This window comes from Aminobacter sp. DSM 101952 (assembly GCF_001424795.1).
In the GTDB taxonomy this organism is placed as follows: Bacteria; Pseudomonadota; Alphaproteobacteria; order Rhizobiales; family Rhizobiaceae; genus Aminobacter; species Aminobacter aganoensis.
Map to the genome: position 1 here is coordinate 48071 of NZ_LMCL01000004.1, position 15409 is coordinate 63479.

A 15409-nucleotide genomic window follows, 5' to 3' on the forward strand; every position below is an offset into this window, starting at 1 on the left:
GCGTGCTCGGCGACCAAACGAGACGGTCCCCGATACATGCCGGCCATCGACTGCTACGATGGCCCGCTCTGGCCAACGCTGCGCACGGTCGATCCGCGAAGGGAAAAGGCGCAAGTCGCCGTTCTTTCCGTCCATCTCGGCTTCGGGGCCGCAGAAATGCCGATCGAGATCTACGATGCCCGTATGACCGAAACGATGGTCGCGGCGATGAAGAGCGGCGATCTCGGAACACGCTGGCCGCGTCCCACTTCTCATGCCCGCGTCATGCCCTCCGGCGAATATCCGGGAATGCACATCGCCTTGTTCACCGAGCATCGGGAATTTGCCTTTTGCGATGTCGGGCTCACCGGCGGGTATCTCTATCTCGACGTCATGCGGCACCTTGTCGATCTGTTTCGCAAAGCGGGCTATGTCGCAGGCGACGCCCGGATCACGGAGATCAATCGATCCATCGGCTTGATGCGACGCGACCTGCGCCGCTGGCTCCGCGACCAGAACGGGGAGGCGGGCTGATGGCGTATTCTCCACTTGTCCCGGACCATGTCACAGGATCCTCCGAAATCAGGCTGAGGACGCTCAGTCTCGGTGCTGGCGTGCAATCGACCACCATGGCCCTGATGGCGGCGCATGGCGAGATTGGCCCGATGCCCGATTGCGCCATCTTCGCAGACACCGGATGGGAACCGAAGGCCGTTTACGATCATCTCGCATGGCTGATGTCATCCAATGTCCTGCCTTTTCCGGTCCATATCGTTTCGAACGGAAACATCCGTAGCCAGCTCATGGAGGCAGGTGCTGGCAACCGCTGGGCCTCCATTCCCGCCTTCACCCGCACGGTAACGCCGGTCGGTTCCTGTGTGCCGATCCTTGATGAAGACGAGGACGGTGAAATCGTCACAGTCGGCACCCGTCGAACCAGGAGCGAGACAATCTCGATCGGCATGATCCGACGCCAATGCACCTCCGACTACAAGATCGTTCCGATCCGCAGGAAGGTACGCGAGCTTGCAGGGCTAACACGCCGGCGGTCTCCCGGCGAACCGGTTGTGGAACAATGGATCGGCATCTCGACAGATGAAGTCGTCAGGATGAAACCAAGCCGGGAGGCATGGCAAGCCAATCGCTGGCCACTGATTGAACAGCGCATGAGCCGACGCGACTGCCTTGCGTGGCTGCGCCGCCATGACTATCCCGAGCCCCCGAAATCCGCCTGCATCGGGTGCCCCTTCCATGACGATGCACGCTGGCGCTTCATGCGCGATCACGACACCGATGCCTGGATCGATGCGGTCGAGGTCGACCGCGCCATTCGCAGCGGATTGCGCGGCATTCGCGGCAAGGTCTTTCTCCATCGCTCCGCCGTGCCACTTGAAGAGGCGGACCTGTCGACGGCCGCAGACCACGGCCAGCTCGATCTGTGGCCGAATGAATGCGAGGGTATGTGCGGTGTCTGATCGATCCTCCAGCGCCGAAGTGCGCAACCCTCTTCTGGGACTGCCCGCGGCGCAAAAAATGCGATCCCTGCCACCGGAAGCGCGTGCGGTTCTGGCAGAGCTTCTGCGGGAACTGTCGTTCGACGCGCGGGAACGCGCCGAACGCAGCTGGCGACAGAACAAGGCGCCGATGGCGGTCTACTGGAAAGCCGTTGCCGTCTATGCCGGGCATCTTTGTCGGATCGCACGTCTGACAGGAGCCCGGCGCGAGCGAGCGGGCGCGCCCCATCCCTTAGAGGCGGAAGTCGGCAATCGGGCCGCCGGACATTATACCCCGCGTTCTGATGGGCGGTAGAAGGGACATGGCGGTCTTCATCCCATTCGGCAGGGTTGCCGACGAGAAATTCGGTGCCGCCACTGATGCGTCACATGCATGAGGAGAGCGGACAGTGCGTGGGTGAAGTCCACCTGTGGGCTGCCTCAAACGCCAGGGGAGGGGATGCGAAAAACGCCACGTCCCGGAAAACAGCGTCGCCGGACCAAAGCGCCAGCATGCGGCCGATCCCGAAAGTCCGTGCCACCGAAAGGGTCCGTTCGACGCCGGGGACCGCCGACACCACGCGCCCTGCCAGGTTCCAACGCCCTTGACACCGGCGCACCCACGCAGACCTCGATGGAACTGGTGTGACCGCAAGACGCCTGCGGCTCGATCGGCCGACCGCAACGACCGGCCCGGACTATTTTCCGCCGCCCGGCGAGCCGGGCTTTGCATCGCGAACCAAAATAGCCCGCTCCAGTCGCCCTCCACTGCGTTCCGGCCCCTGAAGGGGTGCAGTGCTGATCGCTCCCGGTCCTTACACCGTCATCGAGGCAGCGATGGGCGCAGCCCGATCACACGAAAGGAACCAAGTCATGGCAGTCATCGGCGAATTCACCACCAACGGCAACACCATCGTCGGCAACGTTCGCACTCTAACCGTCGCAATGAAGGCCCGCCTCAATCCCATCGAGCGCGTCTCCCGCGACGCCCCGGACTTCCGAGTCACCTCCGGCGCCGCCGAAGTGGGAGCCGGCTGGAACTCGGTCTCGGCCAACGGCGAGCCCTACATCTCCTTGAAGCTCGACGATCCGAGCTTCAACGCCCCGATCAACGCCGCCTTGTGGCCGGCAGAAAAGGAAGGCGACTACGTCCTTGTCTGGTCCCGCCCGAACCGCGAGGCCGCATGACCGGAATCCACAAATGGCCCCGCCGCGAGGCGGGGTCGTTCGCAAAACGCAACAAAGCCGGATCCGGGCAGCGTGCACGGTTCCGGCTTTGCCTTAGTCATGGGGATGCCTCAGGCGTTGAGTGCGTCCTTCACGGCCTTGCCCGGCGTAAACGCCAGCTTCTTCGCGGCCGCGATCTTGATCGTCGCGCCCGTTGCCGGGTTGCGGCCCTCGCGCTCCGGCGTTTCCTTCAGCTTGAATTTGCCAAAGCTCGGAATGGACGTCTCCGCACCGGCCAGCGCCGCTTCGGTGATCTGCCGGAAGACGCTCTCCACAATCGCCTTGGCCTGCGCCTTGCTCAGGTTCTGCTCGGACGCGATCTTGTCTGCAATTTCGCTGGTCGTGGTCATAATATAATGGCTCCTCGTGTTTCACAGCTTCCGGTATGAAGTTGAAGATGCCGCAACGATAAGTGCGAAACATCCGCATTCGTTAGATAAGACGCGAAAACCACAGGAAATGTGCCCTCTCCAGGCGTTCCTGACGCCTCGCGAGCGATCCCGCGGCGCTCTATGCTCCAATTCCGGCGAACAGGTCCGGTGTCTCCCGATACGATGAAGATGCAGGCGGGTATCGAACCCGCATGCATCTTGCCGGTGCCATATGGAGAGGTGTAAGCGCTCAATTCGCGGCACCTTCACTGGCTCAAAGGAGTGGTGCAAAGGGTGTCCACCGATTGAAAGGGTGGACACCGATGGGAATTATGGGAGCGGACGGAGCCAAGCCACATGTGCTGTTTGTGGACCGACAAGGGAACCATCACTATGATCGCGCATGGAAACAGCAGGTTGTTGGATTGGCCCTTGAACCCGGCGCTTCTCTATCGCGTGTTGCCATTGATCACGGGATTAATACGAACCTTGTGCGCAAATGGGTGCGTAAGCATAAGGCAACAGAAATGGAGGCCTTGCGGCCTTCGCCATCTTTAGGGTCGGCATTTATTCCGGTTCGGATCGAGGCTGCTGCAAACGATATTGTATCCAGGCATGACGACGCCCACGCCCTGAACTTGAAGGTTCGCGATTCTGGCGAGATGCGGCAGGCTCCTGCGAATGCTGCTTCGTTCTCCTCTGCGGCAAAGCTGCATGTGTCGCTGCCCAACGGTGTGAAGCTGTCACTGGAATGCGACGATGCTCGTGCATTGACGGCAGTCATCGGAGCGGTGAGCGATGTTTAATTTTTCTTCTGACGTTCAGGTCTATCTGCATCGCGATCCTATCGACTTCCGTGGTGGGATCAACAGCCTTGCGGTTCTGGTTCAGGAGGAGATGGAGCTCGATCCGTTTGCACCGGCGATCTTTGCCTTTTGCAACCGACGTCGCGACCGGATGAAGATTTTGTTCTTCGATCGGTCAGGTTTTGTGCTTTTGTTAAAGCGATTGACTGACGACAAATTCCGCTGGCCGCAACGTCAGGACACAATCATGCAGCTTGACGTCGAGCAATTACACTGGTTGCTTGATGGCATTGATATCGATGCGATGGTTCGTCACCCGGTGCGTCAATATAGAATTGCCGGCTGACGGGATTTGAGCCCGGCGCATAAATGTAGACAAAATCTACATTCGTTTATCGACGTCTGGAGCCGCGTTCGATTCAAGCATTGGGATGAATCGAACCGGCAAGCCCACCGTCGAAGATCTGATGGCGCAGATAGTTGCGTTGCAGGCGGAAAATCAGCAACTGAACGAGCGTGTCTTCAAGCTTGAGGAAGAGCTGGCGTTGGCGCGACTGCATCGTTTTGCGCCGCGAAGCGAAAAGGGTGTCGATCGCCTCTTTGATGAAGCCGAACAGGCGGTTCTGGAAGCGGATGAAAGCGACGATCTTGCAGACACCGGGGCGGACCCCGTTGAACCTCCGGATACGGGATTGCCGGAAACAGGACAACCGCTCGGTAAGAAACCTGGACGCCGACCGCTTCCTGCCAATCTGCCGCGCGAGCGTGTCGAATATGATCTTGCCGAAGATCAGAAGAACTGTCCATGTTGTAGTCAGCGGATGCACCGCATGGGGGAACTGGTCACCGAGCAGCTTCACATCGAGGTGAAAGCCAAGGTCCTGCAGAATGCGCGGTTCAAGTACGCGTGCCGCAACTGCGATCGAACCGCGATCAAAACCCCGATTTTGATCGCGCCGATGCCCGCACAGCCCTTGCCGGGCAGCATCGCCACGGCCTCGACGCTAGCCTTTGCGCTCGTTCACAAATATGTCGACGGGACGCCGCTTTATCGTCTGGCAAAAGCCTTCGAGCGTGCTGGCGTTCCTGTCAGCCGTGGCGCTCTTGGTCATTGGGTGATCGGTTCGAGCGAAAAACATCTTTCCCGCATCTATGATGCGCTGAAACTGCAGCTCAGATCACAGTCCCTCATTCATGGTGACGAGACGACGGTTCAGGTGCTCAAGGAGAAGGACAAGGCTGCCACCAGCACGTCCTACATGTGGGCTTACCGCAGCGGCGAAGACAGTTCCGAACCGATCGTGCTGCTCGATTATCAGCCCGGTCGCGGGCAGCAATATCCGCAGGCCTTTCTCGGTGACTTTCGCGGCATACTGATGAGCGATGGTTACACGGCATGGCGCACCCTGAGAGGTGCAACGCATATTGGTTGCATGGCGCATTCGCGGCGGCGCTTTGTCGAAGCGCTGCGCGCCAGAAAGAAAGGCGGCGGACCGCCAGAGCAGGCGCTGAAGTTCTTCGAGCAGCTTTACCGGATTGAAAAACAGGCTCGCAATGAAAAACCGGATGATGGTGAAACGCAGGCTGATTGCATTCGCCGCTTTCGCCAGCAACACAGCGTTCCGGTCCTCAATGCCCTTAAGGAATGGCTCGACAAAATCGCCCCAAAGGTTTTGCCGGAAAGCAAGCTTGAGGATGCGGTCTCATACACGCTCAATCAGTGGCAATATCTGATCCGCTACACCGAAGACGGCAGCATGCCGATCGACAACAATCTTCTGGAGCGCGACATCAGGATTTTTGCCACAGGAAGAAAATCGTGGATCTTCAGCGATACAGTAGACGGAGCCAAAGCCAGCGCTATCGTCTACAGCCTCATGCTGACTTGTCGGGCATGTGGCGTTGAACCATTTGCATGGCTTAAGCACGTCCTCACCGAACTGCCGCAGCGATCCCAAGACGCTAATATCGACGATCTGCTGCCATTCAACTTCGTAGAGCGCACCGATACACAAGAAGCATCTCTGATACGCGAATATCCCACATCTAATCGTATTCAATCGACCCTTGAGCCCGAAAGCTAAGCAATAGTGTCTTGGCAGACGCCAAACTTACAGCGTACCGTCAATCAGCAATATTGCTGTCCTCAAGGTTGTCTCACGTTAGACGGGTAACATTCTTATGCTGAAATATCGTCGGGCATTAGTCTCAGATATCGAAATGATTATCGATCTTCATGTGGTAATGAGCAAAAGCACTTACCCCGGTGTCTTGCCACAAAATTATCTGGATAATGAACTTCCGCTTGAAAAAAGACAGCTGTGGGAGAAGAGGTTCGTTGGGCCGAATACCGACCAACTTATTTTTGTAGCCATGCAGGGCCAGGAAATCGCTGGGTTTTGCTGCTTCGTCTTCAATGAAGAGAAGGAGCACGGTACGTATCTGCATAATCTATACGTCTCGCAGGAATATCAGAAGCGTGGGGTGGCGAAGTCGCTTCTTAAGCAAGCGATCGCAGCATTTGATAGCGAGCGGCAAAAATTGCCAGTTCATTTGCTTGTATTTGCTAAAAACACAAATGCCGTTGCAATATACGAAAAGCTCAATGGCACAGTCATCGAGAAGCGTGATGTATCGCGATGGGGTAACCCTACTGTCGAGCTGCTGCGATACCAATGGCCTTCTGCTGACGCGCTAATTCAAAAACTTGACGATCGTCAGAGCCAAAACACCTGATCTTCACCAAAACGGGTGCGGCGAAACTAGCGCTTACGGAGAGGTGGGGTCTGCTCAGATCGTCCCATTGTGCCGTTCGGAGATGACGGCCTCAAGGACGCATGGTTCCCCCAATTTTCAGCCCCGTCCCGAAGGGCCGGGTCAGAAAATCGGCTCCCCCATGCGCCGGCTCCGCCGGTCGCGTGCCGCGATCCTTGACCCCGCCATCCCCTCACGCCGCGGGTCCTCGTTTTTCACAAACGTCAAGGAGACGACGATGACCTATGCCCTCGAAATCCAGGTTGAAGAGTTGCGCGCAGAGATGCGGGCCGTAGTGGATGCCGCAGAGCGCCGTCAGATCAAGGCCGAGCTCGAACTCGCCCAGGCCGAACTGGCCGCCGCGCTTGCCGAACAGGACGGCAGCCATTCCTCGGAGCCTCCGTTCTGACGGAGGCTTCTGCCGCAGTTGCCGGCCCAGCCCGCCGGATCGACCGGCGGCCAGGGCTCGACGCTCCGCATCGCCACCGACCACACCAACACCGCAGCCTGCATCCCACCGGTAGAGATCGGGGACGTAGCCGCGTCCTTCCTTTCGATCCCCTGTCATCGGCATCGGGGATGTTGCAGCCCGGTCGTCGCACTGCAACCTGCCGGCAACGAAATTTTCCCCGCCTTGGGCTCCTCGCGCCGCAAAATTCCGTCGCCGGCAGGTCCTCCGCATGCGCTGCGGCCCTTTCGGGTGCAGCACGCCTCTCCGGGCCGCGGCCTATCCCCGCAATGACACGTTATCGAAAGGAGTAAACATCATGCGCCAACTCGCCCAATTCCTCACCGCCACGGGTCGCCGGCTGCGCGCACTCGGCAAAGTCGCCGGCCATTTCTTCCGTAAAGGCAAACTCGGCCTCAAGCTCGCAATCAAGATCCCGTTCTTCGTCGAGATCGAGATCGCCTTCGAGACGGACTGGGACCGGCGCCGATAAGGCGCCTGCCGGGGCCCGCTCGCGCGGGCCTCGTTCCACCTGCTGTTCAGCCGGGCGATAGCCGCGTGTCCGCTTCTGGCGAACGAGATCGAGAAACAGAAGTACCGCCTCCTCTTCACGCTGGAAGATATGCACCTTCGACTGGCCGCGCGCGCCGATGCGTCCCCAGCGGCGCGTCAGCCGGGTCTCTCCAAACAGGGTTTCCGAGATATCCATGGCATAGTAACGCGCCATGTTCATCGAGGCGTCCCTGCGTTCTATATAAAGCTGATAGGGCTGCGCCATCATGACGACAGAATCGTCGATTGCCGATTCCGCGTCCAACCATAGATTTGAATCGGTCAGGCCCGACCGATTCATCATGGTGATGGATCAATCGCACCAGTGATGGCGCGCGCCGTCCCAACGCCGCGCTAGACCTTCCGAAATGAGGATCTCGCCGATGGACTGCCCGTCGCGGACAACCCTGCGCAACTTCCGGCCATACCTGTCTTCGTCCCGATCACCCGCCACAAGCGAGAACTCCCCGTCATTGAGGAGGTCGAGCAAACGTATCTTCGCCGCCTCGCCCTTGATCTTTTCCGCCTCGCACCGCGGCGGGCTGAGCTCCGGCGTGTCGATATCCGCAATCCTGATCTTCTGATCACCAAGCCAGAACGTGTCGCCGTCGACCACGCAGTCGCGGTGCAGCCCATCCGGACAGATGCCGAAGCGAACCGAAATCGAACCGCTTGCCCGTGCGGTCATCGGCGGTCCGAGACCAGCGGTGATGTCCTGCGTCGCAACCAGATATCCACCAAGCACCACCAAAGCGATGATGGTCGCCAATACAATGCTGCTGGGTCGGATACGGCTGGGTTTCCACCTCGGCCGTTTTGCCGGTCTGGCCCTTTCGGCTGTTGTCGGTCTTGACGGGTTTGTCCGTTTGCGCCGCTCTTCGTCGAGCTTGACGATTTTGTTCAATGCCTGCCGGTCCTCGCAATCTGTTCTCGTTTCCCGCCTTATCCGAATATCAACGGAATGAAAGGTCATTCAGGGCGAGCCGCTTCGCGGACGGCTCTATTCGCTGCGCGAACGGAGCCCGCAGGCGGTCTCCGCCGATCCCGGTGACGATCCTCTCGCTCGGCTGCGCCGATGGAAATCGCCCCTGGCGATTCATCCCGGTCTGGTCGGGAAAAGAGGGCGCCGCCCTCTCTCCCCAGCAAGGTGCAGGCGCCGGTCTCCCCGTCCTTCCGCGCCGGCTTGTGCAGGACGGGTGATCCCCCTCCGGCGCCTGCGCCTTGCCCCCCTCTCACCCGCCGCTCCGCGCGCACTCGGGAAGCAGGAGCGGGGCCTGCTTCCTGACCAAAGGCCCTTCGCTTCGCGAACCGAAGGAGCTTCAAAATGACCCTCAATGCCTATCTTGTCGAAGTCGAAACCCGCAGCATCCGCATGGTGACGATCGATCCGGCAAACAGCCTCGCCGACATTCGCCGTCATATCGGATGCAACCTCATCGACATGGTGAGGATCGACCGGAACCATTGCATCATCGTCGACGACAACGGTTTGATGGACGAGATCCCATGCTTCACCGAGGTTGCCGATTATGCAAGTCCGCTGGCCGGAAACCTCCTGATCGTCGGCACCGACCAGTTTGGCGAAACCGTATCACCGCAACGGCCGATCGAGGATTTTGCCGGCATCCTGACGATCCGGTTCCCGGTTCTATCACCGACTTTCGAGACGATCAGCGGGCCGCATGTATTCGGCAGCCGCGTCAGCGGTTTTACCGCCACGTTGAAGGCCGCCAATCCGGCCGTGATCGCCACGGCGTGACGACGGCAGAAGGGGGCGGCAATCCCGTCCCCGCTCAACCCATCCGACGCGCTGAGGCCCCGTCGGATGGGTCGGGCCGTCATCGCACCTTCGCCGGGTGGTCCGGATCGACCGGCCCGCCCGGCGGCAAGAGGGCTGGCCCTCTCACACTCTCCCTCCACACGGACACGGCGCCCCTGGCGCCGTGGTCTCTTCTTCTCTGACTTCCCATTTTGCACCCGCCACTCCGGCGTCAAGGACTGCGCGGTTCCCCCAATTTTCAGCCGCCGCCTGCGGGCGTCGTCAGAAAATCGGCTCCCCCGCTTGCCGCCTCCGGCGGTCGCGTGCCGCGCTCCCTGACCCCTCGCGGCTATCGTGCGGTCTCCTTCCGTCAGAAAACGAAAGGAGACTTCTTATGACACAGCGCAAGATCAAATACATCGATGGTGGAAGCCCGGAATACTGGCGGCAGCGTACCGAGGGGTTCCGTCTCATCCGCGAGGCAGAACGGGCACTGGTCCGTGTCAAAAACGCGCCGCAATACATTGCCGGCAGCTGGGACGACGACTATGGCGACTATGAGCCGGTCGAAAATCTCGGCCCCTATGACGATATGGATGAGGCAATCCGAGCCATCGAGGCCAATGAGACGGCCGTCGATATCCTCGTTGCCCAACGCCGAACCCATTTCGGCGACTGGCCTGTCGCCGCCGTGATCCGCGAACTGGGGACCGACTGACATGCAGACGAGAGGCCGCACGATCGCCTCTCGTCTTTTCCGCGTGGTCCTGACCGCTTGCCGGCATCGAGCCTGGGCGCGGTCTTGAGGGGAGAGACTTGCCGCCTCTCCCCTCAAACACCCCTCTCCCTATTGTGCGTGGCAAGCCCCGCCCGGCCTTTCGGGCCGGTAAACGGACGCTGCCGCGACTTCCCCAAACAATACGGAGAGGATGATCGTCCTGCGCTGCGCCCTCATGCTTCGGGCATCCGCTCCAGACGATCATCCTCTCCTGCGGTGCGCTCGCCGCCCCGTCGTTCGCATGTCATCGATGCCCGTTCCCTTCGGTCACGGGCATCCCGACTGCTCCCGAGGGCGGTTCGCTTCAACATCTTCCACCACCATGTCCGGACCACGTGCTATTCCTCCTCCGCGGATCACAGGTTGTACACCTGTGATCGCTGTCGCATCGTCTGACGACTCGCAACAGCATTGGCGGGTCGGGCACGTGGTCCGGACATGGTGGTGGAAGATGGCAGGATAGGCTAATGGTATACCATTAGCCGTTTCGCCCGAGGGGCGATGGTCGCCAGAGCGACCGGGCATCTCCGTGATCTGCAAACTTTTGCCAGTATTGGACAAGAACGACGGGTGTGAGCGATCGATGTCCGGCCGGAAGTGAGGAGGGCGGTTGCGCCTGTTTTGAGGGGTTCCCGGAGCCTTCATCCGGCTGGAGATATCCCGTAATTCCGGTGATCGGCGATTGTGCAGTTAAGTGAACAAGCGAATAAGTGGGCAGGTGGGTCAGCGAATCCGCGGCTGAGCGATGGTGTGAATGAGTGCTTTGCCGAGTGAGTGCATCGGCAAATAAGCGAATGAGTGGCGCGGTGCTTGGCCGAATAGGTAAATCGGCAGATCGGCAAAGAAACGTATCGGCGAAATGACGCAACGCCTATTCGCCGAATAGGTGAAGGAGTGAACCGGTGTATGCGCGACCAGGCGAATCCGTGATTGGGCAAGTCGGTGAATGAGCGAATCGGTGTTTACGCCAACCGGAGAATCGGTCGATCAGCAAAGAAGAGAAGCGGTGAAGCAGTGAAGCGGTGAAGCGGTGAAGCACCGGTTGGGCGAAGAGGTGAAACCGTCAAAAGGTTGTTCTGTCATTGAGCAAACCGGCGAACGGTCCAATCGGCAAATAGGTCAATGAGCGAACCGTCATTTTGATACGACAGGCCCAAACATCTCCGCCGGAACGATCGACAGCAACAGATCACAAAATGTGGCTTGCGATTTTGAACGCATCCGTTGAGCGCGGAAAGCGGGCGTGGCGAAACGGTTGCCTGAAGCGGCCTCTCCACCCAGCTCTTCTCGGGGATCTGGTCTAAGACTCTGCCCGGTCGTAAGCGCTCCGGCGCGCTTTGATGGTGTCCAGATTGTCGTGGACCCAGAAGTTAAATTCCTCAAGGGCACGCAAAGCTCCGTGGCCGATCTCTGTCAACTCATATTCGACACGCGGCGGCACTTCGGGAAAGTAGTGACGCACAACAAATTCTTCGCGCTCGAGATTACGCAGCGTGAGCGTCAGCATGCGCTGGGTGATCTCACCGACCTCTTTTTTCAATGTCGAAAAGCGGAGCCGATGATCTTCCGCGAGAGAAAGACGCCAAAGAACCGGCACAGTCCATTTGTCACTCAGCAGGCTGCAGACTCCGTTTGACGGGATGGGTCTGAAGTGTCTGTCGTTTTCTGATCCGCGCGATGGGCCGGCATCGATCTGCTCTTCCAAGGGTATCATCCTTGTGCCTGATGCTGAAAAATGTGCCGTCTTCCGGCAAAATTACATCCGTATATATAGACGGTCCTTGTTTTAACGCGAGGGCTTCAAGTGACCAATAGCAAGCAACCCATTCTGGTTTTCGGCGCTACCGGAAGACAGGGAGGATCTGTCGCCAATGCTTTGCTGAAGGCGGGATGGCCTGTTCGCGCACTCGTTCTGGATTCCACTAAAGCTGCATCGCTGCAATTGCGGAATGCAGGCGTCGAGCTTGTGCAGGGTTCATTTGAAGAGACCAAAGTAATCCGCACAGCGATGAAAGACGCTTACGGTGTCTTTAGCGTGTTGCCAGCCAGCCTGGCTGCCGAAGACGAAGTCCGTCATGGTATATCGATTGCGGATATCGCTGCCGAAACCGGCATCAACCATTTTGTTTATTCTTCGGGCGCCAGCGTGGGGAATGAACTGACAGGGGTTCCGCGTTTCGACGCCAAGCCTCGTATCGAAGCCCATATTCGACAGCTCGACATGACTACGACCATCATCCGGCCGATGATTTTCATGGAAATGCTGGTGAGGCCCGGCTTCGGTCTGGATGAGGGCCGGCTGGTGTCCCTGATCCGACCTGACCATTCCATCCAGCTTACCTCCGTGGAAGACATCGGCAGATTTGTCGCTGCCGTGCTTGCCGACAAGTCACGCTTCGGCGGCGCAACACTTAAGATCGCCAGCGATCGACTGACCGGGCGCGAGCTTGAGGTTCTACTCAGTGAAGCATCCGGTCGCCCGATACGCTACGAACGGTTTCCCGACGACGTACTGGCTGCAAACGCTGATCTCGCGCATATGGCGGAGAGTCTGGAAGGCGGGCCGCTCGCCGAGCAGGTCGATCTGGAACTCATGCGCGAAATAAGTAAGCCTCCGGTGAAGGCCGCAGGTCAAGCCGCTTGAGCGTTGACGGTTGGCGGTGTCCAATTCCACGGAAGCAGTTGTTCCAGCTTGGTCACCGGCGTGTCAGCGATGCGGGCAAGAGCGTCGGCCAGCCACGCCTGCGGATCGATGTCGTTGAGCTTTGCCGTCATGATCAAGGTGGCCATGAAGGCAGCACGATCCGCGCCGCGGTCCGATCCGGCGAAGAGCCACGATTTTCTGCCGAGCGCAAAGCCTCTGAGTGGTAGCCATCCGGCGTAGGCCGCACCGCTTATGATTTTGGCTGGTCTGCCATGATGCGCTCGATCTTTTCCTGGTCGCATTGCTCGTCGACAAGGAACTGGCGAACGCCGCCCTCCCAGGTGCGGATGTCGGCGAGGAATTCCTTCAGGCTCTCGACGCCCCGGTCGGTGAATGTCGTGATGCCCTCTTCGCTGCCGTCATGGGCATGGATCATCTCGCCATAGTCGATATTGTCGGAGTTGCTGGCGATTTCCTGGATGAGTTCGAGGTTTTCGGCGATCAGCGCAGCGACGTAGCCGATCGTGTAGACATGCGTCGGGCGGCCCATCAGGCGGCCATCTGTCGGCCGCTGCCAGCGGCAGACCAGTTCCAAGGCAGCAGATCCGGCAGTCGTGATACGGGAATGTTGGGCATGCGGGCGAGGATATCCGCCAACCAGGCCTGCGGATCGATATCGTTCATCTTAGCCGTGACGATCAGGGAATACATGAAGGCAGCACGCTCGCCGCCGCGCTGGGAGCCCGCGAATAGCCATGCCTTTCTTCCGAGAGCGATCCCGCGCAGGGCACGCTCTGCCGCATTGTTCGACATGCAGAGCCTGCCATCGTCGAGGAACCGGGTGAAGGTTTCCCAGCGCCCGTCCTTTTCGAACATGTAGTTGATCGCCTTGGCAACGGGATTGTGCTTCGACATCTGGGAGCGCTGGGCCATGAGCCAGTCGTGTAGGTCCTCGACAAGCGGATGAGTATGCTGTTGTCGGGCAGCTAATCGGTCCTCTGCGGACGTCCCGTTGATGCCCCGCTCGATGTCGAAGAGCGCATCGATACGGGCTACAGCCTCGAGCGCGACCGGCGATATCTCATGGGCAGGTTTGCCCTTGCGCACGTTGCCGGCGATGTCGGCCAACTCGAAGAACTTGCGTCGCGCATGGCTCCAGCAGAGCGCGCTCTTGATTGGTTCGGGGCTGCGGCCGGCACGATAGAGGTCGTTGTAGCCGCCATAGGCATCTGCCTGCAGTATGCCGTGCCATCCGGCAAGATGCGTGTTGGGATGGGTCTTCTCCCGATCTGGTGAGAAGTAGAAGAGTGCCGCAGGAGGCGCGCCCCCCGCGAAGGGACGATCATCGCGAACGTAGGTCCATAACCTCGCTTGCTTCGTTGCGCCTCTGGCCAGCAGCGGCACGGTAGTGTCGTCGCCATGAAGCCGCCCGGCGGCCAGCACATGGGCGCGGATCAGATCATGAATCGGCTGCAGCGCCGTTGCGCAGGCTCCAACCTGGTCGGCCAGCGTGGAGAGGCTGAGATCGACGCCCTCCCTGGCGTAGCGCTCAGCCTGGCGGTTCAATGGCTGGTGCTGGCCGAACTTCTCGAACAGGATCGTCGCGAGCAAGTTCGGTCCCGCCCATCCGCGTGGTGTCGCATGGAAAGGAGCCGGTGGCTGGCTGATCTTCTCGCAGTCCCGGCAGGTAAACTTCTCGCGCACCGTCTGGATCACCTTCCACTGGCGCGGGATCACCTCCAGCGTCTCGGTGACGTCTTCACCCATCTTCACGATCCGGGCCGAGCCACAGCAGATGCAGGTCGAAGGAGCTTCAATGATCAGCCGTTCGCGCGGCAGGTGCTCGGGAAACGGCTTGCGCACCGGGCGGCGGCGTTCAAAGGCTGGAATTTGTACAACCTCCGCCTCCACGCGTTCCGCGGCGATCTCGTCCTCGGTGGCGTCGGCCTCAAGTTCTTCGAGCTGCAATTCCATCTGGTCGATCAGCCGGGCGCGTCGTTCCGAACTCTGACCATATTGCTCGCGACGCACCTTGGCGATCTCGAGCTTGAGGTGCCGGATCATCGCCTCGGACGTCGTCACGACGGCTCGCACCTGCGCGAGATCAGCCTCGGCGGAGGCGGCACGTGCCTCCGACGCCGCAAGCGCGGCCCGTAACCTGGCTATCTCCGAAGCAGCGTCGTCCATGGCCGAAAGCTACCATGCCGCTTGTTAAAAGCCCAACAAAAACAGAGGAATGTTCGCGATCAGCCTGCCGTTGCAGGTCGCTGCGTCCAGCGTGGATTACGCCAGTCGATCCCTTCCAGAAGATAGCCGAGTTGAGCCGCCGACACCGGCACGGCGGAGCCATTCTGGCTAACCGGCCAGATGAACTTGCCTGCCTCCAGGCGCTTCAGGTAGAGCGAAATGCCGACGCCGTCATGCCACAGGACCTTGATCAGGTCACCTTTGCGACCTCGAAAGCAGAAGACCTCGCCGCCATGCGGATCGCGGCCAAGCCCCTGTTGCACCTTCAACGCCAGGCTATTCATGCCACAACGCATGTCCGTCACACCGCCCCCAATCCACACCTTCACCCCGGGCGGAAAGGCGATCATG

18 protein-coding genes and 2 pseudogenes are annotated in these 15409 nt (G+C 59.7%); 12 read left to right on the forward strand and 8 right to left on the reverse strand.

Annotation, left to right across the window (positions count from 1 at the left end):
- Nucleotides 1–36: 36 nt before the first annotated feature.
- The 4 genes from ASC75_RS06180 to ASC75_RS06190 all read left to right on the forward strand — a co-directional run bounded on the left by ASC75_RS06180 (nt 37) and on the right by ASC75_RS06190 (nt 2660).
- On the forward strand, nt 37–513 hold the full coding sequence (locus ASC75_RS06180) for a hypothetical protein (protein WP_235916842.1): 477 nt from the start codon (nt 37–39) through the stop codon (nt 511–513).
- Nucleotides 513–1454, forward strand: a complete 942-nt coding sequence (locus tag ASC75_RS06185; RefSeq protein WP_055971837.1) for a hypothetical protein — start codon at nt 513–515, stop codon at nt 1452–1454. The genes ASC75_RS06180 and ASC75_RS06185 overlap by 1 nt, the downstream gene beginning before the upstream one ends.
- Entirely contained in the window at nt 1447–1788 is a 342-nt protein-coding gene (locus tag ASC75_RS25165) for a hypothetical protein (protein WP_200943437.1), read from the forward strand. Before ASC75_RS06185 ends, ASC75_RS25165 begins: the two co-directional genes overlap by 8 nt.
- A gap of 557 nt (nt 1789–2345) precedes the next feature.
- Nucleotides 2346–2660 (forward strand): DUF736 domain-containing protein, encoded by a 315-nt coding sequence (locus ASC75_RS06190; protein ID WP_035226669.1) that lies wholly within the window; start codon nt 2346–2348, stop codon nt 2658–2660.
- 110 nt (nt 2661–2770) lie between these two features.
- Here ASC75_RS06190 and ASC75_RS06195 read toward each other — a convergent pair whose 3' ends face one another.
- Nucleotides 2771–3049: an HU family DNA-binding protein gene (locus ASC75_RS06195; RefSeq protein ID WP_055971840.1), complete on the reverse strand. Its 279-nt coding sequence runs from the start codon at nt 3047–3049 to the stop codon at nt 2771–2773.
- A 344-nt stretch (nt 3050–3393) separates the two neighbouring features.
- Here ASC75_RS06195 and ASC75_RS25170 point away from each other — a divergent pair, with 344 nt between their 5' ends.
- From ASC75_RS25170 to ASC75_RS26375, 5 genes are all read left to right on the forward strand, one after another.
- A complete protein-coding gene (locus tag ASC75_RS25170) occupies nt 3394–3876 on the forward strand; it encodes a transposase (protein ID WP_162244898.1) in 483 nt (160 codons plus the stop codon).
- Nucleotides 3869–4222, forward strand: coding sequence for an IS66 family insertion sequence element accessory protein TnpB (gene tnpB / locus ASC75_RS06200; RefSeq protein ID WP_055971843.1), 354 nt, complete (start codon nt 3869–3871; stop codon nt 4220–4222). The genes ASC75_RS25170 and tnpB (ASC75_RS06200) overlap by 8 nt, the downstream gene beginning before the upstream one ends.
- A gap of 85 nt (nt 4223–4307) precedes the next feature.
- Nucleotides 4308–5960, forward strand: a complete 1653-nt coding sequence (locus ASC75_RS06205) for an IS66 family transposase (protein ID WP_244487766.1) — start codon at nt 4308–4310, stop codon at nt 5958–5960.
- Nucleotides 5961–6057: 97 nt separating this feature from the next.
- Entirely contained in the window at nt 6058–6612 is a 555-nt protein-coding gene (locus tag ASC75_RS25175) for a GNAT family N-acetyltransferase (RefSeq protein ID WP_082496420.1), read from the forward strand.
- Nucleotides 6613–6868: 256 nt separating this feature from the next.
- Entirely contained in the window at nt 6869–7039 is a 171-nt protein-coding gene (locus ASC75_RS26375) for a hypothetical protein (RefSeq protein WP_011982966.1), read from the forward strand.
- Nucleotides 7040–7622: 583 nt separating this feature from the next.
- Here the strand turns inward: ASC75_RS26375 and ASC75_RS26640 are convergent.
- Nucleotides 7623–7859 (reverse strand): annotated as a pseudogene (locus ASC75_RS26640) (WGR domain-containing protein); the annotation flags it as partial.
- An 84-nt stretch (nt 7860–7943) separates the two neighbouring features.
- On the reverse strand, nt 7944–8360 hold the full coding sequence (locus tag ASC75_RS06225) for a thermonuclease family protein (RefSeq protein WP_055971993.1): 417 nt from the start codon (nt 8358–8360) through the stop codon (nt 7944–7946).
- 594 nt (nt 8361–8954) lie between these two features.
- Between ASC75_RS06225 and ASC75_RS06230 the strand changes: the two genes are divergently transcribed.
- Nucleotides 8955–9389, forward strand: a complete 435-nt coding sequence (locus tag ASC75_RS06230) for a DUF3846 domain-containing protein (RefSeq protein ID WP_055971850.1) — start codon at nt 8955–8957, stop codon at nt 9387–9389.
- 394 nt (nt 9390–9783) lie between these two features.
- Entirely contained in the window at nt 9784–10107 is a 324-nt protein-coding gene (locus tag ASC75_RS06235; RefSeq protein ID WP_055971852.1) for a hypothetical protein, read from the forward strand.
- A 1360-nt stretch (nt 10108–11467) separates the two neighbouring features.
- Here the strand turns inward: ASC75_RS06235 and ASC75_RS06240 are convergent.
- On the reverse strand, nt 11468–11881 hold the full coding sequence (locus ASC75_RS06240; RefSeq protein WP_055971855.1) for a helix-turn-helix domain-containing protein: 414 nt from the start codon (nt 11879–11881) through the stop codon (nt 11468–11470).
- A 90-nt stretch (nt 11882–11971) separates the two neighbouring features.
- Between ASC75_RS06240 and ASC75_RS06245 the strand changes: the two genes are divergently transcribed.
- Nucleotides 11972–12811 (forward strand): NmrA/HSCARG family protein, encoded by an 840-nt coding sequence (locus ASC75_RS06245; RefSeq protein ID WP_055971858.1) that lies wholly within the window; start codon nt 11972–11974, stop codon nt 12809–12811.
- Here ASC75_RS06245 and ASC75_RS06250 read toward each other — a convergent pair.
- The 4 genes and pseudogenes from ASC75_RS06250 to tnpB (ASC75_RS06265) form a co-directional block, all read right to left on the reverse strand.
- Nucleotides 12799–13032 (reverse strand): annotated as a pseudogene (locus tag ASC75_RS06250) (transposase domain-containing protein); the annotation flags it as partial. The gene ASC75_RS06245 and the pseudogene ASC75_RS06250 sit on opposite strands and share 13 nt — an antisense overlap.
- Nucleotides 13033–13061: 29 nt before the next feature.
- Entirely contained in the window at nt 13062–13361 is a 300-nt protein-coding gene (locus ASC75_RS06255; RefSeq protein WP_055971996.1) for a hypothetical protein, read from the reverse strand.
- Nucleotides 13361–14998, reverse strand: a complete 1638-nt coding sequence (locus tag ASC75_RS06260; RefSeq protein WP_055971861.1) for an IS66 family transposase — start codon at nt 14996–14998, stop codon at nt 13361–13363. Before ASC75_RS06260 ends, ASC75_RS06255 begins: the two co-directional genes overlap by 1 nt.
- 59 nt (nt 14999–15057) lie before the next feature.
- Complete coding sequence (gene tnpB, locus ASC75_RS06265; protein ID WP_055971864.1) at nt 15058–15408, reverse strand: IS66 family insertion sequence element accessory protein TnpB; 351 nt, start codon at nt 15406–15408, stop codon at nt 15058–15060.
- Between the last annotated feature and the right edge of the window lies 1 nt (nt 15409).